General features: G+C 68.5%; 24 protein-coding genes. 8 read left to right on the plus strand and 16 right to left on the minus strand.

Translation table 11 applies throughout. The features are described from left to right. Positions 1 to 38 precede the first annotated feature (38 nt). The 5 genes from LAJ50_RS03380 to gph all read left to right on the plus strand — a co-directional run bounded on the left by LAJ50_RS03380 (position 39) and on the right by gph (position 6947). Positions 39 to 416: a hypothetical protein gene (locus LAJ50_RS03380; RefSeq protein ID WP_138655401.1), complete on the plus strand. Its 378-nt coding sequence runs from the start codon at positions 39 to 41 to the stop codon at positions 414 to 416. 69 nt (positions 417 to 485) lie between these two features. Then, entirely contained in the window at positions 486 to 1757 is a 1272-nt protein-coding gene (locus LAJ50_RS03385; RefSeq protein ID WP_224096453.1) for a TolC family protein, read from the plus strand. After that, positions 1754 to 2743 carry an efflux RND transporter periplasmic adaptor subunit gene (locus LAJ50_RS03390; protein WP_138653330.1) on the plus strand — a complete coding sequence of 330 codons (990 nt, stop codon included), beginning with the start codon at positions 1754 to 1756 and terminating at the stop codon, positions 2741 to 2743. Before LAJ50_RS03385 ends, LAJ50_RS03390 begins: the two co-directional genes overlap by 4 nt. A gap of 194 nt (positions 2744 to 2937) precedes the next feature. Then, positions 2938 to 6123, plus strand: coding sequence for a CusA/CzcA family heavy metal efflux RND transporter (locus LAJ50_RS03395; RefSeq protein WP_138653328.1), 3186 nt, complete (start codon positions 2938 to 2940; stop codon positions 6121 to 6123). Positions 6124 to 6296: 173 nt separating this feature from the next. Continuing rightward, the gene (gph, locus tag LAJ50_RS03400; protein WP_138653327.1) at positions 6297 to 6947 is read left to right on the plus strand and encodes a phosphoglycolate phosphatase; all 651 of its coding nucleotides are present in this window, start codon (positions 6297 to 6299) and stop codon (positions 6945 to 6947) included. Between the two features lie 4 nt (positions 6948 to 6951). Here the strand turns inward: gph and LAJ50_RS03405 are convergent, their stop codons facing one another. Continuing rightward, a complete protein-coding gene (locus tag LAJ50_RS03405; protein ID WP_138653325.1) occupies positions 6952 to 7305 on the minus strand; it encodes a metalloregulator ArsR/SmtB family transcription factor in 354 nt (117 codons plus the stop codon). A gap of 70 nt (positions 7306 to 7375) precedes the next feature. Between LAJ50_RS03405 and LAJ50_RS03410 the strand changes: the two genes are divergently transcribed. The 3 genes from LAJ50_RS03410 to LAJ50_RS03420 are packed head-to-tail and all read left to right on the plus strand — an operon-like array spanning position 7376 to position 9095. Continuing rightward, a complete protein-coding gene (locus tag LAJ50_RS03410) occupies positions 7376 to 8260 on the plus strand; it encodes an MBL fold metallo-hydrolase (protein WP_138653324.1) in 885 nt (294 codons plus the stop codon). Beyond that, complete coding sequence (locus LAJ50_RS03415) at positions 8257 to 8682, plus strand: YeeE/YedE family protein (protein WP_138653322.1); 426 nt, start codon at positions 8257 to 8259, stop codon at positions 8680 to 8682. The genes LAJ50_RS03410 and LAJ50_RS03415 overlap by 4 nt, the downstream gene beginning before the upstream one ends. Beyond that, positions 8679 to 9095 carry a DUF6691 family protein gene (locus LAJ50_RS03420; RefSeq protein ID WP_138653321.1) on the plus strand — a complete coding sequence of 139 codons (417 nt, stop codon included), beginning with the start codon at positions 8679 to 8681 and terminating at the stop codon, positions 9093 to 9095. Before LAJ50_RS03415 ends, LAJ50_RS03420 begins: the two co-directional genes overlap by 4 nt. A gap of 279 nt (positions 9096 to 9374) precedes the next feature. Here LAJ50_RS03420 and LAJ50_RS03425 read toward each other — a convergent pair whose 3' ends face one another. The 15 genes from LAJ50_RS03425 to LAJ50_RS03495 form a co-directional block, all read right to left on the minus strand. Then, on the minus strand, positions 9375 to 9620 hold the full coding sequence (locus tag LAJ50_RS03425; protein WP_138653319.1) for a DUF2274 domain-containing protein: 246 nt from the start codon (positions 9618 to 9620) through the stop codon (positions 9375 to 9377). Further along, positions 9617 to 10885, minus strand: coding sequence for a TrbI/VirB10 family protein (locus LAJ50_RS03430; RefSeq protein ID WP_138653318.1), 1269 nt, complete (start codon positions 10883 to 10885; stop codon positions 9617 to 9619). The genes LAJ50_RS03425 and LAJ50_RS03430 overlap by 4 nt, the downstream gene beginning before the upstream one ends. 2 nt (positions 10886 to 10887) lie before the next feature. Beyond that, positions 10888 to 11880, minus strand: coding sequence for a P-type conjugative transfer protein TrbG (gene trbG / locus LAJ50_RS03435; protein ID WP_138653317.1), 993 nt, complete (start codon positions 11878 to 11880; stop codon positions 10888 to 10890). After that, entirely contained in the window at positions 11877 to 12581 is a 705-nt protein-coding gene (gene trbF / locus LAJ50_RS03440) for a conjugal transfer protein TrbF (protein ID WP_138653315.1), read from the minus strand. Before trbF ends, trbG begins: the two co-directional genes overlap by 4 nt. A gap of 17 nt (positions 12582 to 12598) precedes the next feature. Next, positions 12599 to 13975, minus strand: coding sequence for a P-type conjugative transfer protein TrbL (trbL, locus tag LAJ50_RS03445; protein ID WP_138653314.1), 1377 nt, complete (start codon positions 13973 to 13975; stop codon positions 12599 to 12601). Beyond that, on the minus strand, positions 13972 to 14262 hold the full coding sequence (locus LAJ50_RS03450) for a hypothetical protein (protein ID WP_138653312.1): 291 nt from the start codon (positions 14260 to 14262) through the stop codon (positions 13972 to 13974). The genes trbL and LAJ50_RS03450 overlap by 4 nt, the downstream gene beginning before the upstream one ends. An 11-nt stretch (positions 14263 to 14273) precedes the next feature. Beyond that, positions 14274 to 15014 (minus strand): P-type conjugative transfer protein TrbJ, encoded by a 741-nt coding sequence (gene trbJ / locus LAJ50_RS03455; RefSeq protein ID WP_138653310.1) that lies wholly within the window; start codon positions 15012 to 15014, stop codon positions 14274 to 14276. Then, positions 15011 to 17461, minus strand: coding sequence for a conjugal transfer protein TrbE (gene trbE / locus LAJ50_RS03460; protein WP_138653308.1), 2451 nt, complete (start codon positions 17459 to 17461; stop codon positions 15011 to 15013). The genes trbJ and trbE overlap by 4 nt, the downstream gene beginning before the upstream one ends. Positions 17462 to 17473: 12 nt before the next feature. Further along, positions 17474 to 17743, minus strand: a complete 270-nt coding sequence (locus LAJ50_RS03465; RefSeq protein WP_138653306.1) for a VirB3 family type IV secretion system protein — start codon at positions 17741 to 17743, stop codon at positions 17474 to 17476. Continuing rightward, a complete protein-coding gene (locus LAJ50_RS03470; protein ID WP_138653304.1) occupies positions 17740 to 18123 on the minus strand; it encodes a TrbC/VirB2 family protein in 384 nt (127 codons plus the stop codon). The genes LAJ50_RS03465 and LAJ50_RS03470 overlap by 4 nt, the downstream gene beginning before the upstream one ends. Next, positions 18120 to 19148, minus strand: coding sequence for a P-type conjugative transfer ATPase TrbB (trbB, locus tag LAJ50_RS03475; RefSeq protein WP_138653302.1), 1029 nt, complete (start codon positions 19146 to 19148; stop codon positions 18120 to 18122). The genes LAJ50_RS03470 and trbB overlap by 4 nt, the downstream gene beginning before the upstream one ends. Next, positions 19145 to 19621: a CopG family transcriptional regulator gene (locus tag LAJ50_RS03480; protein WP_138653300.1), complete on the minus strand. Its 477-nt coding sequence runs from the start codon at positions 19619 to 19621 to the stop codon at positions 19145 to 19147. The genes trbB and LAJ50_RS03480 overlap by 4 nt, the downstream gene beginning before the upstream one ends. Next, positions 19618 to 21618, minus strand: coding sequence for a conjugal transfer protein TraG (locus LAJ50_RS03485; RefSeq protein ID WP_138653298.1), 2001 nt, complete (start codon positions 21616 to 21618; stop codon positions 19618 to 19620). Before LAJ50_RS03485 ends, LAJ50_RS03480 begins: the two co-directional genes overlap by 4 nt. Positions 21619 to 21850: 232 nt before the next feature. Then, on the minus strand, positions 21851 to 22129 hold the full coding sequence (locus tag LAJ50_RS03490) for an entry exclusion lipoprotein TrbK (protein ID WP_138653296.1): 279 nt from the start codon (positions 22127 to 22129) through the stop codon (positions 21851 to 21853). Further along, positions 22126 to 23070, minus strand: a complete 945-nt coding sequence (locus tag LAJ50_RS03495) for a LysR family transcriptional regulator (RefSeq protein ID WP_138653294.1) — start codon at positions 23068 to 23070, stop codon at positions 22126 to 22128. Before LAJ50_RS03495 ends, LAJ50_RS03490 begins: the two co-directional genes overlap by 4 nt. Positions 23071 to 23193: the final 123 nt, after the last annotated feature.

Below are 23193 nucleotides of genomic sequence, written 5' to 3' on the forward strand. Positions count from 1 at the left end.
TTGTTTAACGCGCGGCGCGCGCACTAGCATCGGCGCCCATGTCGCTGCGCCTCGTCCATCGCTGCCTGTCCTGGCTGCGCCTGCCGGCGCTGGCCATGTTGCTGCTGGCGGTGCTGGCCAATCCGGTGCTGGCGGCGGTGGGCGACCTGCATGAGGCCACGCGCGGCAATGCCGCGCACCTGCACCAGGCCGACGAGCACGCGCTGGCCGCCGATGCGGACGCCGGCGACGATACGGGCGATCTGCTGCATGCGTTGATGCATGCGGCGCACTGCTGCGGCCACCTGACCGCCATCCCCTCGCAGTTCGCGCCGCCGCCGATGGCGCTGGCGCGCGCCGTTCTCCAGGCGCGCGTGATGTTGCCGGCGCGCTCCCACACGCCCAGCCTGGCCCTGCGCCCGCCGATCGCGGCCTGACGCTCCCCTTCCCGCCGCGCCCGTGAACGGGGCGCCGCGGGGACGTCATCGCCCTTTCGGAGATTCCCCATGTGGTTGCGACTGGCGGCATTGGCCGCCTTCGCGGTCGTGCCCTGCGCGTTGGCGCAGGCGCGGCCGCCGGCTCCCCTGAGCCTGGACCAGGCGCTGCGGCGCGTGGCCGACACCCATCCCCAGCTGCGCCTGATCGACGGCGAGCGGCCCGTGCTGGAGGCGCGCCGCGATGCGGCCGTGCTGGCGCCCGCGATGAGCCTCGGCGTGGAACTGGAAAACGCGCTCGGCAGCGGCCGCGCGCGCGCGTTCGACAGCGCTGAGCTGACCGTCTCGCTGTCCGGCGTGCTCGAACGCGGCGGCAAGCTCGACGCGCGCCGCGCGCTGGCCCAGGCCAACCTGGACGCGCTGGCGCCGCGGCGCGAGGCCGCGCGTCTGGACGTGCTGGCGCAGGTCGCCCAGCGCTACCAGGCCATCGCCCTGGCGCAGCGCCAGCAGGCGATCGCGCAGCTGGACATCGACCAGCGCCAGCGCGCCGTGCAGGCGGCACGCGCGCGGCTGCAGGCTGGCGCCTCGCCCGAGTCGGTGCTGCTGACCGCGCAGGCGCAGCTGGCCCAGGCCGAACTGGACCGTGACCGCGCGCTGGCCGCAGGCCAGGCCGCGCGCCGCCAGCTGGCCACGCTGTGGGGCCAGCGCGAGGCCGACTTCGACGCGGTCAGTGGCGATCTGGAGGCCCTGCCCGAGCTGGCGTCCTTCGACGCCCTGGCCGACCTGCTCACGCGCACGCCGGAGTTGGCCATCGTCGCCGGCCAGGCGCGCGTGAGCGAGGCGCAGCTGCGCCTGGCCACCAGTGCGCGCAGTGCCGATGGCCAATGGCAGCTGGGGGTGCGCCGCCTGCAGGACGCGGGCGACACCGCGCTGGTGGCGGGCTTCAGCCTGCCGCTGGGCAGCGCGGGTCGCGCCGAGCCGGAGATCCGCGCGGCGCGGGCCGAACTGGCCGCCAGCGGCCTGCAGCGCGACGCGCTGCTGCTGCAGCTGCACGCGACGCTGGCCGAAGCGCACGGCCGCTACCTGACCGCGCGCCTGGAGGCGCAGCGCCTGGCGCGCGAGGTGCTGCCGCGCCTGCAGCAGGCCGAGCGCGCCGCCGAACGCGCCTGGCGCGCCGGTGCCCTCAGCTACCTGGAATGGGCGCAGCTGCAGTCCCAGCGCGTGGACGCGCTGCGGCGCCAGCTCGATGCGGCCGCGCAGGCCCAGACCGCCCTCATCGAACTGCAGCGCCTGACCGGGCAACCGGTGGTGGCGACCCGCGCTGCGCAGGAGACCACGCCATGAACACGCATTCTCACCTCCCGCGCTGTCTGTTGCTGCTGCTCGGCACGCTGCTGGCCGCCTGTGGCAAGGACGCGACGCCGGCCGTCGCGACGGACGATCACACCGGAACCACCGCCCGCGGCGAGCACGCCGATGCGCCGCAGGACGCGCACGAAGACGCCGAGGACGACAGCACGGTGATTCCCGCGGACATCGCGCGCGAAGCCGGCATCCGCGTCGCCCCGGCCGGGCCGGGCACCATTGCCGATGCGCACGAGGTGCAGGGCGTGCTGACGCCCGTCGATGGCCGTATCGCCCAGGCCACCGCGCGTTTCCCCGGCCCGGTGCGCAGCCTGCGCGCCAACGTCGGCGATCGCGTGCGCGCCGGGCAGGCGCTGGCCAGCATCGAGAGCAATCTCAGCCTGACCCCCTACACCGTCAGCGCGCCGATCGGCGGCGTGATCACCGCGCGCAGCGCGCAGCTGGGCGAAGTGGTGGGCGAGGGCGCCGCGCTGTTCGAGATCGCCGACCTGTCCACGCTGTGGGTGGACCTGCACGTCTTCGGCAGCGACACCCAGCACATCACCGCTGGCGTGCCGGTCACCGTGACCCGGATGACCGACGGCGTCAGCGCCCGCACCACGCTCGAGCGCGTGCTGCCCGGCACGGCCACGGCCAGCCAGAGCACCGTGGCGCGCGCGCCGCTGCGCAACGACGACGGCCTGTGGCGCCCGGGCGCTGCGGTGAAGGCGCGCATCGTGGTGGCCACTACGCCGGCGGCGCTGGTGGTGCCGCTGGCCGCGCTGCAGACGCTGGAGGGGCGGCAGGTGGTGTTCGTGCGCGAGGGCCAGGACCGCTACCTCGCCCGCGCGGTGGAACTGGGCCAGCGCGACGCGACCCAGGTCGCGGTGGTCTCCGGGCTGAAGCCCGGCGAGCAGGTCGTGGTCGAACAGAGTTACGTGGTCAAGGCCGACATCGGCAAGGCGGGGGCCGGCCATGCGCATTGACGTTGCCGTTCCCGCCGCGCCGGGCGCGCGGCCATCCCCGTCATTCCCGCGCACGCGGGAATCCAGCGCCTTCGCGCTCGATGGACCGGAATCACCCGGCAGGGCGGAATCGCGCCGCCGCCGGTTCCCCGCATGCGCAGGGATGGCGCCGCTGACAGTGCGGGTCTCCAGCACGGGGCACGGGGGACGCGCCCATGCTTGAGTCCATCCTGCGCCTCAGCATCGCCCACCGCTGGCTGGTGCTGGCGCTGACCGGCGTGCTCATCGCCGTCGGCGCCTGGAGTTTCACGAAGCTCCCCATCGACGCCACGCCGGACATCACCAACGTCCAGGTGCAGATCAACACCGCCGCGCCCGGCTACGCACCGCAGGAGGCCGAGCAGCGCATCACCTTCCCGGTGGAGACGGCCATGGCCGGCTTGCCGGGACTGGAGCGCACGCGCTCGCTCTCGCGCTACGGGCTGTCGCAGGTCACGGTGTCCTTCGTCGATGGCACCGACCTGTACTTTGCCCGCCAGCAGGTGGTCGAACGTCTGCAGCAGGTGCGCGCGCAGCTGCCCGAGGGCATGGATCCGCAGCTGGGGCCCATCGCCACCGGCCTGGGCGAGATCTTCGCCTACACCGTCGACGCCGCGCCCGACGCGCGCAAGCCCGATGGCGGCCGCTATACCGCCACCGACCTGCGCACGCTGCAGGACTGGGTGATCCGCCCGCAGCTGCGGACCGTGCCCGGCGTGACCGAGGTGAACACCATCGGCGGCCACGCGCGACAGATCCACGTCACGCCCGATCCGGCGCAGCTGCGCGCGCTCGGGCTGACGCTGGAAGACGTCGTGCAGGCGCTGCGCATCAACAACCGCAACGTCGGCGCCGGCTACATCGAGCGCAACGGCCAGCAGCTGCTGGTACGCGTCCCGGGCCAGGTCGACGGCCTCAAGCAGCTGGGCGAGATCGTGCTGGCGCGGCGGCAGGGTGTGCCGATCCATGTCCACGATGTCGCCCAGGTCGCCGAGGGGCCGGAGCTGCGCAGCGGCGCCGCGACCCAGGACGGGCACGAGGTGGTGCTGGGCACGGTGATGATGCTGGTCGGCGCCAACAGCCGCAGCGTGGCGCGCGCGGCGGCCGAGAAGCTCGAAGTGGCCCAGCGCAGCCTGCCGCCGGGCGTGACCGCCACGCCCACCTACGACCGCACCGCGCTGGTCGAGCGCACCATCGCCACGGTCGCCAGGAACCTGGTCGAGGGCGCGCTGCTGGTGATCGTGGTGCTGTTCGCGCTGCTGGGCAATCTGCGCGCGGCGCTGATCACCGCCGCGGTGATCCCGCTGGCGATGCTGTTCACCCTGACCGGCATGGCGCGCGGCGGCGTGTCGGCCAACCTGATGAGCCTGGGCGCGCTGGACTTCGGCCTGATCGTCGACGGCGCGGTGATCATCATCGAGCACTGCCTGCACCGCTTCGGCCTGCGCCAACGCGAGCTGGGCCGCGTGCTCACCCACGAGGAGCGCTTCGAGGAAACCGCGCGCGCCAGCGCCGAGGTGATCCGGCCCAGCCTGTTCGGGCTGGGCATCATCACCGCGGTCTATCTGCCGATCTTCGCGCTCACCGGCGTGGAGGGAAAGATGTTCCACCCCATGGCCATCACCGTGGTGCTGGCGCTGAGCGGGGCGATGCTGCTTTCGCTCACCTTCGTGCCGGCCGCCATCGCGCTGTGGCTGGGCGGCCGCGTGCGCACGGACGAGAACCGGGTGATGGGCTGGCTGCGGCGAGGCTACGTGCCGCTGCTGGACGCCAGCCTGCGCCATGGCCGCGTGGTCGCCCTCGCCGCGCTCACCCTGGTGGCGCTGTGCGGTGCGCTGGCCACGCGGCTGGGCAGCGAGTTCGTGCCGCAGCTGGACGAAGGCGATATCGCCATGCACGCCATGCGCATTCCCGGCACCTCCCTGAGCCAGTCGGTGGACATGCAGCAGCGGGTGGAGAAGCGGGTGCTGGCCTTCCCCGAGGTGGCGCGCGTGTTCTCCAGGATCGGCACGCCGGAGGTCGCCTCCGATCCGATGCCGCCGTCGGTGGCCGATACCTTCATCATGCTCAAGGACCGCGCGCAGTGGCCGGACCCGCGCAAGTCCAAGGACGCGCTGATCGGCCAGATCGAAGCCGCCGTGCGCGCGCTGCCGGGCAACAACTACGAGTTCACCCAGCCGATCCAGATGCGCATGAACGAGCTGCTCTCCGGCGTGCGCGCCGACGTGGCCGTCGCGCTGTACGGCGACGACCTGGACACGCTGCGCCAGGTTGGCGCGCGCATCGAGGCCGTGGCCCACGGCGTGCCGGGCGCGGCCGACGTGCGCCTGGAGGAGACCGAGGGCCTGCCGCTGCTTTCCGTGCTGCCCGATCGCGCCGCGCTGGCCGGCTACGGGCTCAACGCCGGCGACGTGCAGGACACGGTGGCCACGGCGATCGGCGGCGAGGTGGCCGGCCAGCTGTTCGAGGGCGATCGCCGCTTCGATATCGTCGTGCGCCTGCCCGAGGCGCTGCGCGGCGACCCGGCCGCACTGGCCGACCTGCCGATCTCGCTGGCCCCGGCGCTGGCCGGCGACGATGCCGACGAGGCCGGCCGCGTCGGCGGCTGGAACACGCCACGCACCGGCGCCGCCGCGCCGCGCACGGTGCCGCTGCGCGAGCTGGCGCGCCTGGAGATCAGCGAAGGCCCCAGCCAGATCAACCGCCAGGACGGCAAGCGCCGCATCGTCATCACCGCCAATGTACGCGAGGGCGATCTGGGCAGCTTCGTGCAGCGCCTGCGCGGGGCGGTCGATGCGCAGGTCGCGCTGCCGACGGGCTACTGGATCAGCTACGGCGGCAGCTTCGAGCAGCTGGCCTCGGCCAGCCGGCGGCTGGCGATCGTGGTGCCGGCGACGCTGGCGCTGATCTTCGCGCTGCTGTTCTGGGCCTTCGGCAATGCGCGCGACGCGGCGGTGGTGTTCACAGGGGTGCCGCTGGCGTTGACCGGCGGCGTGCTGGCGCTGGCCCTGCGCGGGCTGCCGCTGTCGATCTCGGCCGGCATCGGCTTCATCGCACTGTCCGGCGTGGCCGTGCTCAATGGGCTGGTGCTGGTGAGCTTCGTGCGCGACCTGCGCGCGCGCGGCGTGGCGCTGGCCCAGGCCGTGCGCGAAGGCGCGCTTGGCCGTCTACGACCCGTGCTGATGACCGCGCTGGTGGCTTGCCTGGGCTTCGTGCCGATGGCGTTCAACACCGGCGCCGGCAGCGAGGTGCAGCGGCCGCTGGCCACGGTGGTGATCGGCGGCATCGTGTCCTCGACGCTGCTGACCCTGCTGGTGCTGCCGCTGCTGTATCGCTGGGCGCATCGGCGCGAGGCGATGTAAGGCGCGGCGTTGGGCTTGCAGGACGCGTGGCCCACGGCCGCCGCCGCCGTCCGCAAGGATGCGGCGGCAGGCGGTTGCCGGGGTCTGGCAGCGCCGACGTCGCGCCTGGCTTGAACGCCGCGCTACGCGTCGGCGGCTAACATGCCGCTCCCCTTCGTCGCGTGGAGCGCACCGTGTCCTTTCCCTACCCACTGGTGATCTTCGACCTGGACGGCACGCTGGTGGACAGCGCGCCGGACATCGCCGAGGCGGTCAACCGCACGCTGACCGACTGGAAGCTGCGGACCTTCGACCTGGCACAGATCACCAACTGGATCGGCGAGGGCTCGCGCCAGCTGATCACCTACGCGATGCGCGCGGCCGGCAGCGATGCCGACATCGACGCGGTGATGCCCGGCTTCCTCAAGCACTACGGCGATACCGCGCTGGATGGTCAGCTCTATCCGGGCGTGGCCGACACGCTGGCGGCGCTGCACGGGCAGGGCGTGCGCCTGGCGGTGTGCACCAACAAGCCCGAGCAGTTCGTGCGCCCGCTGCTGGAGGCGCGCGGCGTGCTGGGCCTGTTCGACGGCATCGTCGGCGGCGACACGCTGCCCCAGCGCAAGCCGGCGCCCGAGCCGCTGTGGCACCTGGCCACGCAGTTCAGCGTGGAGCCCGGCAAGAGCCTGATGGTGGGCGATTCGGAAAGCGACGCGCTGGCCGCGCACAACGCCGGCGTGCCGCTGGTGCTGCTGCGCTACGGCTATCGCAAGCAGTACGACCTCGACGCCGCCGGCGCGGTCGCGGTGCTCGACACCTTCCCGGAACTGCTCGCGCTGCGCTGAGGGTTCAGCGACGGCGCGGGCGCTGCGTTTTTCCGGCAGGCACGCAATAGGCCGCATGCAGCGCCTGCATCACGCCCAGCGCCGGGCTGTCGAGCAGGCGGTAGAAAATGGTCTGGGCCTCGCGTCGGGTGTCCACCAGCTCGGCCTGGCGCAGCACTGCCAGGTGCTGGCTCAGCGCCGACATCGACAGGGCGCTCTTGGCCTGCAGTTCACCCACCGAAGCCTCGCCCTCCACCAGCCGGCACAGCACGCGCAGCCGCGCCGGATGCGCCAGCGCCTTCAGCAGCGCGCTCGCGGCCTGGGCGTGGCGGGCCATCGCGGCGGCATCCAGCGCAGGCGAGGGCAGGCGGGCGGGCATGGGCTTGACCTTTCGTTTTCGATGCGTCTAATTTAGATAAATCTAAAATATGACGCAACGGGAGTTTCGGATGTCACCGGCATCGCCCTCGCCGCAGGTCCAACCCTTCCACGATCCGGCCACCGGCACGCTCACCTATGTCGTGCGCGACCCGCACGGTCCGGCGGCAGTGGTGATCGATCCGCTGCTGGACTACGACGCCAACGCCGCGCGTACCTCCACCGCCTCCGCCGACGCGCTGCTGGCCTGGGTGCGCGAACAGGGGCTGGACGTGCTGTGGATCCTGGAAACCCACGCCCACGCCGACCATCTCAGCGCCGCTGGTTATCTGCGCGACGCGCTCGGCGCGGGGATCGCCATTGGCCGCGGCATCGTCGGCATCCAGGCGCGCTTCAAGGCACTGTTCGGCCTGGGCGATGAGTTCGTGGCGGACGGGCGCCAGTTCGACCGCCTGCTCGACGACGGCGACGCATTGCAGGTGGGCGCGCTGACGGTGCGCGTGCTGGCCACGCCGGGACATACCGAGGACGGCCTGAGCTATGTGATCGGCGATGCGGCCTTCATCGGCGACACGCTGTTCGCGCCGGCCTCGGGCACGGCGCGCACCGATTTCCCAGGCGGCGATGCGGCGCAGCTGTACGCCTCGATCCAGCGCCTGCTGGCGTTGCCGGAGGACACGCGGCTGTTTTTGTGCCACGACTATCCGGCGCAGGGCGCCGGGCCGAAGATCGAGGTCAGTGTCGCCGAGCAGCGCGCGCACAACCTGCATGTCGGCCAGGGCGCGAGCGAGGCCGACTTCGTCGCCCGCCGCCGCGCACGCGATGCGGGCTTGCCCGTACCGCGCCTGCTGCTGCCCGCGCTGCAGGTGAACATCCGCGGCGGTCGTCTGCCGCCTGTCGAGGCGGACGGCGTGGCCTATCTGCGCCTTCCGCTCAATCGGCTGGGCCCGCAATGAGCCTGGACTGGATCGGCGCACTGGCCGGCGGCGTGCTGATCGGCCTGTCGGCCAGCGCGCTGCTGTGGCTGACCGGGCGCATCGCCGGCGTCAGCGGCATCGCCGGGCGCGCGCTGCTGGCACCCGGCGAGGGCCTGGCCTGGCGGCTGGCCTTCCTGGCGGGGCTGATCTGCGTCGGCGGTCTGGCGCTGCATGCGCTGCCATCCGCACAGCCCGCGCGCGCCGGCTTTTCCCCGTGGCTGCTGGTCGTGGCCGGCCTGCTGGTCGGGGTCGGCACACGCATGGGCAATGGGTGCACCAGCGGTCACGGCGTCTGCGGGCTGGCGCTGCATTCGCGTCGCTCGCTGGCCGCCGTGGCGGTGTTCATGGCCGTGGCGATGGCGGTGACCTTCCTGGTGCGGCATGTATGGCGTGGGTCATGAATCGCCAGGCCTGGGCCGCGTCGGCCTGTGGCGCGCTGTTCGGCGTCGGCCTGGTGGTCTCGGGCATGACCGACCCGCAGCGCGTGCTGGGCTTCCTCGATGTCGCCGGGCGCTGGGATCCGCGTCTGCTGTTCGTCTTGGGCGGCGCGGTGCTGACCAGCGGCGCGCTGTTTCCGCTGATCCGGCGACGTCGGGCACCGGTGTGTGCGCCGTCGTTCTCGCTGCCGGCCGTCCGCGCGATCGATCGTCCGCTGTTGCTGGGGGCCGCGCTGTTCGGCGCCGGCTGGGGCCTGGCCGGCTATTGCCCTGGCCCGGCCTTGGTCGGCCTGGGGGCGGGCGGCGCCGAGGCGCTGTGGTTCGTGCCGGCCATGCTGGCGGGCATGGCGTTGCACCGGTTGCTGGCGCGCGCATGAAAAATGTCCGCTGTCAAGTTCTTTGTGGAACCACGCAGCGGCGTGAAAGGTCTTGCGGGGCAAAAGGTTAGGCCAGATTCCGGCCTCTGTGTGCGGTTGCCGCTTTTCGAGCTAGGTGCCGCATAGGCGCTTCGCGGTGGAAAGCATAGGAGCGTCGCAGCGGGCAAGGTCGTATTGCCATCATAGCCCTGACCTGCCACAAGACGCCCTCAAAAGCGAAAGCGCAGCCCATAGGCTGCGCTTTCGTCGTGGGCGGTGGTAGTGGCAGCGCCTGCATCGTCAATTTGGCTTCGCGGGCGCTGCCTTGCCCGCGCCTCCCTTCCTGAACCCCCGATCCCCAGCCATGAACGCCTCCAGCATATGTGGAATCAGCGTGGCCGCATCGACCGCCTCGCCATACGCCTGCGCGTGCAGCGCGGCGTAGCGGTCGAGGTCGGCTTTCAGGCTGGCTGGGCAAGCAAAGGTCAGCTTCGTGGATTCCGTTTTCGGCAGCGGCCCGAGCCGCAGCTTCTTGGTCGTGCTCATCGTGAAGTCCCCCGGTTGAAGAACAAGGGCTGGTACGGCCGCAGCACCAGATCGCGGTTGACGATGATGCGAACCGGCAAGCCGGGGCGCTCGGTCAGCGTCGGCTGGATGTTCATGTTGCGCCGGGTCATCTCCTGGCCGACCTGATTGATGCTGTCCTGCGCGCTGTCGCGGCCGGCGATGATGATGCGATCACCGTCTTGCCGGTTCTCCGGCGCGGCTAGTTCGGCACCGACACCCAGCAGCGTGGTCAGCGCCGCACCGGCGAAGATACGGCCCCAGTGGTAGTCCACGTCATCCTCCAGTCCGGCATAACCGGCCGGGTCGGTGCCGGCCAGGTTGTCGAGCGTCAGCGAAGACGTGTCGGGCAGGATGATCCGGTTCCACACCACTTGCACCCGGCTCTGCCCGTAGGCGACCTGGCTGTTGTAGCGGCCGAGGATGCGCGAACCCTGCGGGATCAGCAGGAACTTGCCGGTAGCCGTGTCATAGACCGGCTCCGTCACCGTAGCGATCACGTCGCCGGGCAAGTCCGACTTGATGCCCGTCACCAGCGCCCCGGCGACCACCGTTCCGGCCATGACCTGATACGGCGAAGCTGGCAGGGCCAGATTGCCGGAATTACGGGTTTCCGTGGTTCCGGCTTTCTGAAACGCCTCTTTCTGGTCTTGCCGGTTCTGCATGGCGGTCGGGTCGGCAGGCTGGGCCGCCGTCGAGGCCGGGCCAGCCGCCGCCGGGTCGAACGCCGCATTGGCGGCGAAGCCCGGCGTGGCGGCGGTCTGCGATTGCGCTACCGGTGCGGCTTTCGGTGAACCGGAACGGAAGAACACCGAAGAACCCGCCGCGGCTTCGGCCTCCTTGCGCAGTCCGTCATTCGGGTCGTGGCCGGGTGCCGCGTAGGCGGCCACGGCGGGCTGCTGCGACTTCACGATGGCCGGGCCGAGATCGCCCGGCAGCGGTGGCCCCAGCTCGGGCACCTTGGGCGGCAGCTTCGAGTAATCCGATGGCAGGCCATCCAGCCCTTCGGACTTGGAAACGCGATCCACGTTGTAAAGCTCGGCCTGCTCGCTGGCGCTACGCCGCTGCGGTTGCAGCGACCACATCAGCGCGCCGAGCACGGCGACCGACAGGCCGCCGGCGAGGATGGCCAGCGTGCGCCGGTTCAAGCGCGTGACCGGGCGCGGCTGGGCGCGCAGCGCCACCGCCTCGGGGGCTACCTTGCCCGCCTGCGGCGCGGCAAGATCAGGGGTGTCGTCCTGGCTCATGGTCAGTTCCTCCGCGCCACGCCATCCGTGCGCTCAATCCGCACCACGTCGCCACCATCGCCGCCCAAGCGCAGTTCGGCCGCGCCGAACAGCCGATCCACGATGTAGTACGGCGGGCGGAAACGGTAGTTCACCAGTTGCCCGTCGCCCTGCGCGCCGATGACGAACAGCGGCGGCAGTTCGCCTTGGGCGATGCCTGGCGGGAACTGGATATAGACCTTCTCGCCGTCATCGAAGGCGCGCAGCGGCTTCCACGGCGGATTGCTGCCGCTGACCGCGTAGCGGAAGCGGATTTTCTCCAGCGACAAGCCGGTATCGACCGGCGCGGCGGCGTTGGCCGCTTGCGCCTGGCGCTGCAAGGCCAGCATCCGGTCTTTCGGGTAGTCCCAGGACACCGAGGCCATCCATGCACGTTCGGTCGAGGTCAGCTCCAGCAGGTACGTCCGGCGGCTGGTGGTGATGACAAGATTGGTTTTCAGGCCCGAGCGGATGGGCTTCACCAGCACGTTCACGCGCAGCGCGTCGCCGCTGCCGCTGGACGTGTCGCCCACGATCCAGCGCACGGTATCGCCTGCGGCGACCATCACGAGTTCCTCGCCGGGCTGGAGCGAAACCACGGTGACGCGCCCCGGCGCGGCATAGACCTGATAGAGCGCGCCATCGGTGAAGGGCCACACCTGAATCGCGTTGACGTAGCCCTCGCGGGTCGGCGCAATGCGCGCCTCGGCGTTGGCCTTGGACACGCGCACGGTTTCGTCGGCCGGCTCCGGCACGGGCTTGGCTCCGTCCGTCCCCGGCAGCGGTTTCAACTGATCCGGCAGCGCCAAGGGTTCGGGAACGGTGATGACCTCCACCGGCTTGGGCGGCTCCGGCAGCGGCTGGGCCTGCACTGGCTCATCGAGCGAGATGGACGGCGGCGGCTTGCCCTGCGAGGCGCAGCCCGCGAGAGCCAGCAGGATCAACGGCAAAACGGATTTACGGAAAAGTGCATTCATGGCTTGGCTCCTTCGGACGAATCCAGTTCGCGGCTCCACGACAGGCCGTTGACGTAGATACCCAGCGGGTTCTTGCGCAGGCGCTGTTCGGTGCGCGGGGTTTGCAGGACGGTGGAAAGCACGGCGTTCCAGCGTTCGGTGCCAGCGGGCGCACCATTGACGAACCGCTGCTCCGTCCAACGCACGTTGAAAGACGTGTCGCTGGCGCGGGTCACGCTGGTGATCTGCACAGTCACCGACTCCTTGCCGACGCGAGCGAACGGGTCGTTCTTGCTGGCGTAGTCGTTGAGCACGGCCGCGCCCTTGTCGGTGGTGTAGTCGTAGGCATCGAGCCAGTTCTGCCGCACCACGATCGGGTCGATGGAGAGCGAGCGAACCAGCATGATGAAGTGCGCCAGGTGATAGGCGATCTGCGCGTCAGCCGGCTTGTACGGCGTGGCTGCTTCGCCGACCGCACGCACCTGGCCGCTCTTGTCCACCTCGATGACGTAGGGCGTGACGATGGACTGCGCCGAACGCCACACCAGGCCGCCGGCCATCAGCAAGGCCAGCAGCAGGCAGCCGAAGGCCATGAATCGCCAGTTCTTCGCCTGCACGCGGGCCGAGCCGATACGCTCGTCCCACACCTGGGCGGCGGCTTGATACGGGGTGGCAGGCTGCGGCGTATCGGCGTAGCGCACCTGCGGTCGCTTGAATCGCATAGGGTTCTCCTTGGGGGTCAGGTATCGGAATCGCGCAGGCTCGGGCCTTGCCCGGAGCCGCCGCCGTCGCCACCGCGCAGCGTGTGGGCGGCGGTGGTTGCGGCATGGGTGATCTGCTGGCGGCGGTGCATCCGCTTGGCCCAGGCGGGTTGTTCCTGCTTCTGCGAGCTGGCGGCGTTGTCGGCGGCTTCGCCTGTGCTGGCCTGCCCGGAGCCGGAAGCGCCGGCCTCTGCACCGTTCCATCCGGCACGGAAGGAATCGGCCACCTTCTGCCCGGCAGCGGCAGCACCCGATGCGGCACGGCGACCTGCCGCCTGCGCGCCGGTCTTGGCGACGTTGCCGAGGCCAGCGGCTGCGCCCTTGGCCCCGCCGCCCGCTGCGGCGGAGCCGGCCTGGAATGCCGACTTGGCGCTGCCCGCCGCCGATGTGGCTGCACGCGCGCCAGCGCCGGCCAGCTTCGCGGCGGCGGGTGCCATGCGCGCCCCGGCGGCGACGGCACCGCCTACGCCGGTCGCGGCGGCACCGATGGCAACGCCTGTGCCGACTGCGCCGACCGCAGCACCTGCCATCGCGCCCGCGCCCAGTTGGGGCGCACCGGACACAAGGCCCGTAGCGATACCTGGCCCGTAGATGCCGAGCGCCAGCAAGGCGAGCGAGGCCAGCATCACGACAAGCGCGTGGTCGATGGACGGTTCATCGGGATGAACCTGGAACTGCGAGAACAGGCCCGAGCCGATGCCGACGATGACGGCCAGTACCAAGACCTTGATGCCCGACGACACCACGTTGCCGAGCACTTTTTCCGCCAGGAAGCTCGTCTTGTTCCAAAGCGCGAACGGCACCAGCACGAAGCCGGCAAGCGTGGTCAGCTTGAACTCGATCAGCGTGATGAAAAGCTGTACCGCCAGCACGAAGAAGCAGAGGATCACCACCAGCCAGGCGAGGAACAGCACCAAGATGGCATCGAGGTTGGCGAACACCTCGGGGAAACCCATCATGTCGTCGAGTTGAAGGAAGATCGGCCCGGCCGCATCGAGGCCGGTTTTCGCCAGCCGTCCCGGTTGCAGGAAATGCTCCATGCTCAAGGTAGAGTCGCCTGCCATCAGGCCCAGCCCGGCAAACGAACGGAACACGATGCCGGCCAGCCAGTTGAAGTTGCCGATGATGTAGGCGAAGGCACCGACATAGAGCACCTTGCGCAGCAGCTTGGCGATCACGTCCTCGCCCTGGCCGGTGGCGTGGCTCATGGCCCAATACAGGCCGGCGATGGTCATGTCGATGACGATGAGCGTGGCGGTCAGGAACGCCACTTCGCCATGCAGCAAGCCAAAGCCCGAGTCGATGTAGCGCGAGAACGTATCGAGGAATTGGTCGATGATGGTCACGTCGTTCATGGCGTGTCCTCCCCGGTGGGTTCATCGAAGCTGGCTGGAATCGGCGGCAGCTCGGCCAGCGAGTTGTATTCGTCCGGCCCGGTGTGGCCGGCGAAGAAACGCCGCCGGAAGGCATCGGCGGCGGCGCGGCAAGCGTCTTCGCCCACGGCCCGCCGGTCGGCCGCGCATTGCGCGCGCAGCGCCTTGAGCCGCACGGGGTCGGCGGCCAAGGCGTCGGCCAGGTTCTCGGCCGGCTGCTGGCCGCAAGCGGTCAGCAGCACGGCCAGCAGGACGGAAGCGCATCGCATGGCCGCCTCCGTCAGTTGTTGTTGTAGAAATTGACGGTCTGCGGCGTGTACGGCGTGCCGGTGCCGAGGAAGCGCCGCCGCACTTCGCGGGCGCGCTCGGTCGCTGCCGCCTGCCGCGCCAGTTCCAGCGAGGCCGCCCGGTCTTGCGTGATCTGGAGCTGCTGCGCCTGGATGGACTGCTTGGCCTGCAAGGCGAGAAGCTGGTTCGTCGCCTGCATCGCTTGCAGCGCGCCGGTGGCCGACTGGCTCTGGCTCACGAGGTCGGCCAGCGCGCTTTCGTCTTGGGTCAGGTTCTGCGATACCTGCGCCTGCATCTGCATCGCGGTGTGCAGGCCGTTCAAGGTGTTCTGCCAGCGTTCGCGGGCGTCCTGCGCCATGCGGTCGCCGCTGATGGTGGCGGCGTACTGCTCCGGGTACAGGCGCGAGAACGTGGCATCCATGCTCTGCACGTCGTAGGCCAGCCCCTGCGCCTCGGCGATCAGGCGTTCGGTGGTGGCAAGCGTGGAGCGCAGGCGGTTGACGATGTTGAAGTCCAGCGTCGCCAGATTGCGCGCCTGGTTCATCAGCATCTGCGCCTCGTTCTGGAGCTGGTTGATCTGGTTGTTGATCTGCTCCAGCGTGCGAACGGCGGTCAGCGTGTTCTGCACGAAGTTCGACGGGTCGAACACGGTGATGGCCGCCGCCGGTTGGGCGAGCATCAGCGAGCCGGACAGCACGATGGCGAGCGAAGCGGAAAGCACACGGGTCTTCATGGCGAAACCTCCAGCGGTTGAGAAGCGAGGAAGGAAGCCGCCACCGGTGCGGACGGCAGCAGGTCGGCGGCCCAATCAAGGCCGCGATGGCGCAGCCACGCGCCGGCGAAGCCGGGAGCGCCGGCCTGCGTCAGCACGCGGTCGATGTCGCGTTGGTCTTGCGGTGTGGATGCGCCGGCGAAGGCGAGCGCCGCCGACCCCAGGTCGAGGTCAAACAGGCGATTGCCGAGGCGCGATTGGTAGTAGTAGTCGCGCTTGGGCTGCGCGGTGGCGACGATTTCGATTTGCCGGCTGTTGAGGCCGAAGCCCTCGTAGATCGTGCGAATCTGCGGCTCGGTGGCCTGCGGGTTCGGCAAGAAAATCCTGCTCGCGCAGCTTTCGATGATCGCGGGCGCGATGGTCGAATCCTTAATGTCCGCCAGCGATTGCGTGGCGAAGATCACCGACACGTTTTTCTTGCGCAGCGTTTTCAGCCACGCCCGGATGCGGGCGGCGAACGCCGGCTCATCAAGGAACAGCCACGCCTCATCGAGAATCAGCAGCGTGGGCGCACCGTCGAAACGCTCATCGAAGCGGGCGAACAGGTAGCGCAGCACCGCTTGCACGGCGGCCGGGCTGTGCATCAGTTCTTCCATCTCGAAGCCCTGCACGCCGGCCATGCCTAGCCGGTCGTGGTCGGCATCCAGCAGCTTGCCGTGCGCGCCGCCGAGCACATAGGGCGAAAGCGCCTGGCGCAGCGCGTTCGATTGCAGCAGCACGGAAAGCCCGGTCATCGTGCGCTGTTCCGGCGGCGCACCGGCGAGGCTGCCGAGCGCCGACCAGATAGCCGCCTTCTCGTCCGGGCCGATGGTCACGCCTTCATGCAGCAGGCGGCCTTCCACCCATTCGGCGGCCCAGGTGCGGTAGCCCTCGCCGTCGATGCGGGCGAGCGGCTGGAACGCGATACCGCCATCCGCGCCCAGGTCGTAGTGCTCGCCGCCCAAGCCGAGGATGGTGGCGCGCATCGAGCGGCCCATGTCGAAGGCGAAGATGCGCGAGCCGAAGTAGCGCCGGAACTGCATTGCCAGGATGGCGAGCAGCACCGACTTACCCATGCCGGTCGGCCCGGCGACCAGCGTATGCCCCACGTCGCCGATGTGCGTCACCAGCCGGAACGGCGTCGCGCCATCGGTGCGGGTAACGATCAGCGGCGGGCCGTCGAGGTGGTCGTTCTTCTCCGGCCCGGCCCACACCGCCGACAGCGGCATCATGTGCGCCAGGTTCAGCGTCGAGACGATGGGCTGGCGCACGTTCGCGTAGGCGTTGCCAGGGATCGAGGACAGCCACGCATCGACGGCGTTCAGCGTTTCGGGAATGGTGACGAACCCGCGCCCTTGGATGACGCGCTCCACCATGCGCAGCTTTTCGTCGGCAGCGGCGGCATCCGTGTCCATCACGGTCACAGTGGCCGTCAGGTAGCCGAAGGCGACTTGATCGCTCCCCAGCTCCTGCAAGGCCGCATCGGCATCGCTGGCCTTGTTGCTGGCGTCGGTATCGACCAGCGGGCTTTCCTGCTGGAAGATGGTTTCGCGCAGCAGCGCAACGACGTTCTTGCGCTTGGCGAACCACTGGCGGCGCAGGCGGCCGAGTTCCTTTTCCGCCTCGGCTTTGTCCATGCAGAGAAAGCGGGTTGACCAGCGATAGCCAAAGCCCAGGCGGTTGAGGTCGTCCAGCAAGCCCGGCCAAGTCGAGGTCGGGAAGCCCCGCACCGACACCACGCGCAGGTGCTGGTCGCCCAGCGTGGGCGCGAGGCCGCCGACCAGCGCGGAATCGGCCAGCAGCGCGTCCAGATGGAAAGGCACCTCGGGAACGCCGATGCGGTAGCGTCGCGTCGAGACGGTGGCGTGCAGATAGGTCAGCGTCTGCGCGTCGTCGAGCCAAGCGATTTCCGGCATCACGCCGTCGAGCAGGTCGAATACGCGATCGGTTTCCGCCATGAACGCACTGAGGCGGCCGCGCCAGTCCACGCCGTCGCCGGGTGCGTTCTCGTAGAGCATCTTCGCGGCGCGAGCGCGGGATTCCTCCGGCGGCAGGTAGGCCAGCGTCAGGTGATAGCCGCTCTCGAAGTGGTTGCCCGATTCCTCGAAGGCGGCGCGGCGCTCCTCGTCCACAAGCCACGAAAGCGGCTCGGGGAAATCGGAGTGCGGGTAGTCCGCCGCCGACCGGCGCTCGGCTTCGATGAACAGCGCCCAGCCCGAACCCAGCCGGCGCAGCGCGTTGTTGAGCCGCGCCGACGCGGCGATCAGCTCGCCTTGCGTGGCGCTGTCCAAGTCGGGGCCGCGAAAGCGCGCCGTGCGCTGGAAACTGCCGTCCTTGTTCAAGACGACGCCCGGCGCGACCAGTCCGGCCCAGGGCAGCCAGTCGGCGAGCAGCGCGGGCCGCTGGCGGTATTCGGCAAGGTTCAGCATGGCGGCGCCTCCCTACACGTCCATCAGCGGCTTGTGCTTGATGTGCCGGGCAAAGACCTGCATGAACTGCGGATCGACGCGCGCACCCCACACCGCCAGCGAATGGCCGACGACCCAGAGCACCACACCGGGAATCCACAGTTGCAAGCCCAGGCCCATGGCGGCGGCCAGCGTGCCGTTAGCAATGGCGACGGTGCGCGGCGCACCGCCCATGAGGATCGGCTCGGTCAGCGAGCGGTGCAGCGGCACCTCGAAGCCCGGCAGGTCGTTGGCCGTGCTCATACGACGGCCCCACCGGAGAAGCTGAAGAACGACAGGAAGAACGAGGACGCGGCGAAGGCGATGGTCAGGCCGAACACGATCTGGATCAGCTTGCGAAAGCCGCCTGACGTGTCGCCGAAGGCCAGTGCCAGGCCCGTGGCGATGATGATGATGACGGCGACGATGCGCGCGACCGGCCCCTGGATGGAATCGAGGATGGATTGCAGCGGGCCTTCCCACGGCATCGAGGAGCCGGCGGCCTTCGCGGTTCCGGCCGTCATCAGCATGGTGGCGGCCAGCAGCAGGCCGTGGTGTGCTGGCGCGGCCAGCCGCCGCAGGCGGGCGAAGGCCGAAGCCGGATTTACGGAAATACGCAAAGCATGGGCGTTCATCTGCGTCATGGCAGTTCTCCAGGTTGGTCAGGGGACGGGGAAGAAAGCGGCGGCAGCTCGGGAAACGGCGTTTCCAGCGCGTCCGCCAGGCGATAGCTCGCAGCGTCGAAGCCAACGACGCGGGCGATGGTTTCGACGTGGCGCTTGCGGCCACGCCCGGCGATGTGGATGACGACGTTGACCGCCTCGGCGATCAGCGCCCGAGGTGGGTTCACCGCCACTTCGAGAATCAGTTGCTCCAGGCGCAGCAGCGCGCCCAACGCCGAACCGGCGTGGATGGTGGCGATGCCGCCGGGATGGCCGGTGCCCCACACCTTGATGAGATCCAGCGCCTCGCCGCCGCGTACTTCGCCAACGACGACGCGATCCGGGCGCAGGCGCATCGTGGCGCGCACCAGCTCCTGCATCGACACCACGCCGGTGCGCGTGCGCAGCGGCACATGGTCGCGGGCGGCGCATTGCAGCTCGATAGTGTCTTCGAGCACCAACACACGGTCGCCGGTGGCGGCGATCTCGGCGAGCAAGGCGTTGGCCAGCGTGGTCTTGCCGCTGCTGGTGCCACCGGCGATCAGGATGTTCTGCCGCGCGCGCACGGCGCGGCGCAGGAACTCGGCTTGTCCAGCGGTCAGGATGCCGTCGGCCACATACTGATCCAGGCCGATGATGCTCACGGCACGCTTGCGCAGCGCGAACGCCGGGCCAGGCGCGGCCGGCGGCAAGATGCCCTCGAAGCGTTCGCCAGTCTCGGGCAGCTCGGCAGTCAGCAGCGGCTGGCCGCGATGCACTTCCGCGCCGACGTGGGCCGCCACCAGCCGGATGATGCGTTCGCCATCGGCCTCGGGTAGTTCGACGCCCAGCGGCGTACGGCCCAACGACAACCGATCCACCCATAGGGTGCGATCAGGGTTAAGCATGATTTCCACCACGTCCGGGTCTTCCAGCGCGGCGGCGATCAGCGGCCCCATTGCCGTGCGCAGCATCTGGATGCGGCGATCCAGCGCGGTGGTTATGGATGACTTCGGAACGGCGCTCATGAGGCACGCTCCGTAGCGCGTTCATGGGCTTCCGCCTGTGTCGCCGCGTCATCCATCCGCATCGGGTCGGGATGCAGTTCTTCCACCACGTCCCGCACCAGGCTCCGGCCGCGCAGCAGGTGGCGGCCGAGTTGTTCGACGAACTGCTCGAAGCGGGCCTTGCCTTGGGCGCGGGCTGCGTCTTGATGCGCCTCGGGAATGGGCGTGCTGACGGTCAGGAAGTAGCGGACGAACAGCGCCAGCGTCTCGATCTGGATGTTCTGGTCGCGCTCCAGGCGCTCGGCCTGCCGCGACAGGCGATCCAGCCGCTTGGCAATGGCGGCCTCGCGCTGGTCGCCGGCATCGGGCGATAGCCACGATGCGAGCGCCGCCGCGACTATGCTGGATTTCGACACACCTTTCTTGGCGGCCAGTTCCTCCAGGCGCTTGGCGTGCTCGTGCTGGATGAACAGATTGAGGCGGTATTGGCTCATAACTCGATTCCGTCGTGTTGGTCGAGGGAAGCCAGCCGGGCCGTGCGCTGCATGGCCGGGTCGAGCTGGCCGGGAAGCGGCAGCGGCAGGTCGTCGTCGTCATCGAGCAGCGCCAAGTCGTTGGCGAGAGCCGCTTGTTCGGGGTGGTACTCGGCAACCTCGGATAGCTCCGGCTGCCAGCGCGGGCCTCCGTCATCGGTGCCGCCCAGGTCATCGGCGGATGCCGTAGCCAGTGCGGCAGGGACGGCGGGAATCGCCAAGCCGCTCCAGTCGTCGGGGCGCGATGGCGGTGCGTCGGCGTACTGCCCGGACGCGAGCGCAGGCGGCGACAGGACACGCCGCTTGAAATTGGCATCGGTGTAGTAGCGCAGCTTCTTCGCCTTGATCGGCGGCAGGCTGGACACCATCACCACCGATTCGTCGGGCGGAAGCTGCATCACTTCGCCCGGTGTCAGCAGCGGTCGGGCCGTCTCTTGGCGCGACACCATGAGATGCCCGAGCCACGGCGCGAGCCGGTGGCCGGCGTAGTTGCGCTGCGCGCGCAGCTCGGTGGCGGTGCCGAGCGTTTCGGAGATCCGTTTGGCCGTGCGCTCGTCGTTGGTGGCGAACGTCACACGGACGTGGCAGTTGTCGAGGATGGAATGGTTCTGGCCGTAGGCTTTGTCGATCTGGTTGAGCGACTGCGCGATGAGGAAACTGCGGATGCCGTAGCCGGCCATGAACGCCAGCGCCGTCTCGAAGAAGTCGAGCCGGCCCAGCGCCGGGAACTCATCGAGCATCAGCAGCAGCTTGTGGCGACGGGCGATGCCGTCGCTGCCGTCGAGCGATTCGGTCAACCGCCGTCCGAGCTGGTTGAGGATCAACCGGATCAGCGGCTTGGTGCGGCTAATGTCCGAAGGCGGCACCACGAGGTACAGCGATACCGGGTGCTCGGCGGAAATCAGGTCGGCGATGCGCCAGTCGCAGCGCGATGTGACTTCGGCCACCGTGGGATCGCGGTACAGACCGAGGAACGACATGGCGGTGCTCAACACGCCGGAGCGTTCGTTGTCCGACTTGTTGAGCACTTCGCGCGCAGCGGACGCGACAACCGGGTGCGGTGCATCGCCCAGGTGCTTGGTCGTCATCATCCGGTGCAAGGTCAGCTCGAACGGGCACGCTGGATCGGACAGGAAATTCGCCACCCCACGCAAAGTTTTGTCGGTGCCCGCGTAGAGCACATGCAGGATGGCGCCGACCAGCAGCGCGTGCGAAGTCTTTTCCCAATGATTCCTGCGTTCGAGCGCCCCGTCTGGATCGACCAGAATGTCGGCCACGTTCTGCACGTCGCGCACCTCATGCGCGCCGCGCCGCACTTCCAGCAGCGGGTTGTAGGCTGCCGACTTCGCATCCGTCGGGTTGAACAGCAGGCAATGCGAGAAGCGCGAGCGCCAGCCGGCGGTGAGCGTCCAGTTCTCGCCTTTAATGTCGTGGACGACGACGGACGCGGGCCAGCTCAATAAGGTCGGCACCACTAGGCCGACACCCTTGCCGGAGCGCGTCGGCGCGAAGGTCAGGACGTGTTCCGGGCCTTCGTGGCGCAGGTACTGGCCGCGATGCTGGCCGAGGAAGATGCCGGCGGGCTGTGTCAGCCCGGCCTTGCGAATGTCGGCAGCATCAGCCCAGCGTGCGGAGCCGTAGGTGGTGACGAGGCGCGATTGCCGCGAGCGCCACACCGACATGGCGATGGCGACGATCACGGCCACCAGGCCGCTGCCGCCCGCGATGGCCCCGCCTATGTCGAAGACGTGCGGCGCGTAGGCATCGAAGAGGAACCACCACTCGAACAGCCGCCAAGGGTGATAGACCGTCGTTCCGAAGAAATCAAACCAGGGCGAGCCAAGGCGTACTTGATAGGCCAGAGCGGCGGCTGTCCATTGCGTTGCACTCCATACGCCGGCGATCACGATGCCGAAGACGGCGGCGATCTGCCCGAATAGCACGCCCTGAGCTTGCATGTCTGGCCTCCGATTTCTGCGCTTATTCCTCGTTCACGCGCGGCACAAGGACGTGCCGCATAGCGCGAGGATCAGAGCCGATTCGGCACCGGTCAAAGACCGTTTTCGGCATCAATATGCCGGAAAAAACAATATCTCCAGTTGGGGAGCGATCAATAAAAACGCCGCGAATACTGGCTCATTGCGGCGTGTCGAGAAATAAATTGAAATTTTCGTGGCAGAGCCGCCACGGTCAGAAATTGGGTGGATTCTCCGGCGGCGTATAAGGCACCTTGCCATCGCCAATGAATCGTTTGCGCGTGGCTTCGGCCACGCGGTTGCACAATACATCGCCGAGGATGGAGCGATCGGTCTTGCATTGCTGACGCAGTTCTTTCAGCCGTTCGGGATTGGATGCCAGTTCTTCAACGGTCGGCACGTTGGTCTGCTTTGGCGTTTCGTACTTCGGTGTTTCGGATAGGCCGCAGGCCGACAGCATCACGGCCAACAAGAACCGGATGGTTTTCTTCATGGCTTGGGTTCCTCCGTGGGGTCGGGATCAATACGCGGCGCGGCTCGGCTGCTTTCCGGGGACTCAATGGCCTGCACGCGTTCAATGAACCGATCCAGCGTATCCGAAGGATCACCTTCCGGGCGTAAAAGATAGGTCGTGAGCATTGGCGAGCGCCCAGCCAGCGGACGTGCGACAACGCCCTGTTCCCGACTGGCTGCGATGTGCGCATAGCCCGTCAGACCCAAGCCGAAGCCTGCAGATACCAATGCCATCATCAAATCGCACGAAACAACCCGTTCGGCAACGAGCGGTTCCATGCCCACACGACGCAGCACCTTCTCGACCTGTCGGGCATGGCCTTCGCACATATGAGGATCAGCGAGAATCAGCGGAAATCGCATCACTTCTTCCAGTGGGATCCTTCGATACTTGAGCAAGTCATGCCGTGCTGGCACCGCCACCATCAATGGATCGTTCCAGGCTGGCATGGCTACTATTCCGTCTCCAACCTCATCGGAGCGGGCAAGTCCCATGTCGTACAAATCGCAATGAATTCCCTTGATCTGCTGCGAAAGCGAAACCTCGAAGAAACGAATTTCAACTTCAGGCTCTTCCTGTCGGCAGAGTGCCAGCAAAGCCGGCAGGCGCGTCGGCGTGATACCGTCGGACAAGGCAATACGCAATTGGTGATGAAAGCCATTAGCTGCAGCTTTCACGCTATCACGCGCTTGCTGTATCGAAAGGAAGATACGTGGCACATGCTCCGCAAATAGCTTGCCAGCGCGGGTCAATTTGGTGCTACGGCTAGTTCGGATAAATAGCTGCGCACCGAGTTCTTCCTCCAGCTCTCTGATGGCCCGTGATAGTGGTGATTGCTCAATATGCAGCTTCTGCGCTGCACGGGCAAAATGAAGTTCCTCGTGAACAGCCCAAAAGCAGCGAAGGTGCCTTAGTTCCATTGGGCATCCATAGTCTCAATAATGTTTCTGTATAGATTGACGATCAGCTGTGAAGTACATAGCCATGATCAATTTTTATCGTGCTGGCTTGGTGATCCATTAGAAGCACCGATTCGCCAACGT

Origin of the sequence: Pseudoxanthomonas sp. X-1, from assembly GCF_020042665.1 — a bacterium.
GTDB classification, from domain to species: Bacteria; Pseudomonadota; Gammaproteobacteria; order Xanthomonadales; family Xanthomonadaceae; genus Pseudoxanthomonas_A; species Pseudoxanthomonas_A spadix_A.

What these genes read in the sequence shown, in the direction of transcription:
- LAJ50_RS03380 (WP_138655401.1), top strand. Translation starts at nt 39, where the DNA reads ATGTCGCTGCGCCTCGTCCATCGCTGCCTGTCCTGGCTGCGCCTGCCG.
- LAJ50_RS03385 (WP_224096453.1), top strand. Translation starts at nt 486, where the DNA reads ATGTGGTTGCGACTGGCGGCATTGGCCGCCTTCGCGGTCGTGCCCTGC.
- LAJ50_RS03390 (WP_138653330.1), top strand. Translation starts at nt 1,754, where the DNA reads ATGAACACGCATTCTCACCTCCCGCGCTGTCTGTTGCTGCTGCTCGGC.
- LAJ50_RS03395 (WP_138653328.1), top strand. Translation starts at nt 2,938, where the DNA reads ATGCTTGAGTCCATCCTGCGCCTCAGCATCGCCCACCGCTGGCTGGTG.
- LAJ50_RS03405 (WP_138653325.1), bottom strand. Translation starts at nt 7,305, where the DNA reads ATGCCCGCCCGCCTGCCCTCGCCTGCGCTGGATGCCGCCGCGATGGCC.
- LAJ50_RS03410 (WP_138653324.1), top strand. Translation starts at nt 7,376, where the DNA reads ATGTCACCGGCATCGCCCTCGCCGCAGGTCCAACCCTTCCACGATCCG.
- LAJ50_RS03415 (WP_138653322.1), top strand. Translation starts at nt 8,257, where the DNA reads ATGAGCCTGGACTGGATCGGCGCACTGGCCGGCGGCGTGCTGATCGGC.
- LAJ50_RS03420 (WP_138653321.1), top strand. Translation starts at nt 8,679, where the DNA reads ATGAATCGCCAGGCCTGGGCCGCGTCGGCCTGTGGCGCGCTGTTCGGC.
- LAJ50_RS03425 (WP_138653319.1), bottom strand. Translation starts at nt 9,620, where the DNA reads ATGAGCACGACCAAGAAGCTGCGGCTCGGGCCGCTGCCGAAAACGGAA.
- LAJ50_RS03430 (WP_138653318.1), bottom strand. Translation starts at nt 10,885, where the DNA reads ATGAGCCAGGACGACACCCCTGATCTTGCCGCGCCGCAGGCGGGCAAG.
- trbG (WP_138653317.1), bottom strand. Translation starts at nt 11,880, where the DNA reads ATGAATGCACTTTTCCGTAAATCCGTTTTGCCGTTGATCCTGCTGGCT.
- trbF (WP_138653315.1), bottom strand. Translation starts at nt 12,581, where the DNA reads ATGCGATTCAAGCGACCGCAGGTGCGCTACGCCGATACGCCGCAGCCT.
- trbL (WP_138653314.1), bottom strand. Translation starts at nt 13,975, where the DNA reads ATGAACGACGTGACCATCATCGACCAATTCCTCGATACGTTCTCGCGC.
- LAJ50_RS03450 (WP_138653312.1), bottom strand. Translation starts at nt 14,262, where the DNA reads ATGCGATGCGCTTCCGTCCTGCTGGCCGTGCTGCTGACCGCTTGCGGC.
- trbJ (WP_138653310.1), bottom strand. Translation starts at nt 15,014, where the DNA reads ATGAAGACCCGTGTGCTTTCCGCTTCGCTCGCCATCGTGCTGTCCGGC.
- trbE (WP_138653308.1), bottom strand. Translation starts at nt 17,461, where the DNA reads ATGCTGAACCTTGCCGAATACCGCCAGCGGCCCGCGCTGCTCGCCGAC.
- LAJ50_RS03465 (WP_138653306.1), bottom strand. Translation starts at nt 17,743, where the DNA reads ATGAGCACGGCCAACGACCTGCCGGGCTTCGAGGTGCCGCTGCACCGC.
- LAJ50_RS03470 (WP_138653304.1), bottom strand. Translation starts at nt 18,123, where the DNA reads ATGACGCAGATGAACGCCCATGCTTTGCGTATTTCCGTAAATCCGGCT.
- trbB (WP_138653302.1), bottom strand. Translation starts at nt 19,148, where the DNA reads ATGAGCGCCGTTCCGAAGTCATCCATAACCACCGCGCTGGATCGCCGC.
- LAJ50_RS03480 (WP_138653300.1), bottom strand. Translation starts at nt 19,621, where the DNA reads ATGAGCCAATACCGCCTCAATCTGTTCATCCAGCACGAGCACGCCAAG.
- LAJ50_RS03485 (WP_138653298.1), bottom strand. Translation starts at nt 21,618, where the DNA reads ATGCAAGCTCAGGGCGTGCTATTCGGGCAGATCGCCGCCGTCTTCGGC.
- LAJ50_RS03490 (WP_138653296.1), bottom strand. Translation starts at nt 22,129, where the DNA reads ATGAAGAAAACCATCCGGTTCTTGTTGGCCGTGATGCTGTCGGCCTGC.
- LAJ50_RS03495 (WP_138653294.1), bottom strand. Translation starts at nt 23,070, where the DNA reads ATGGAACTAAGGCACCTTCGCTGCTTTTGGGCTGTTCACGAGGAACTT.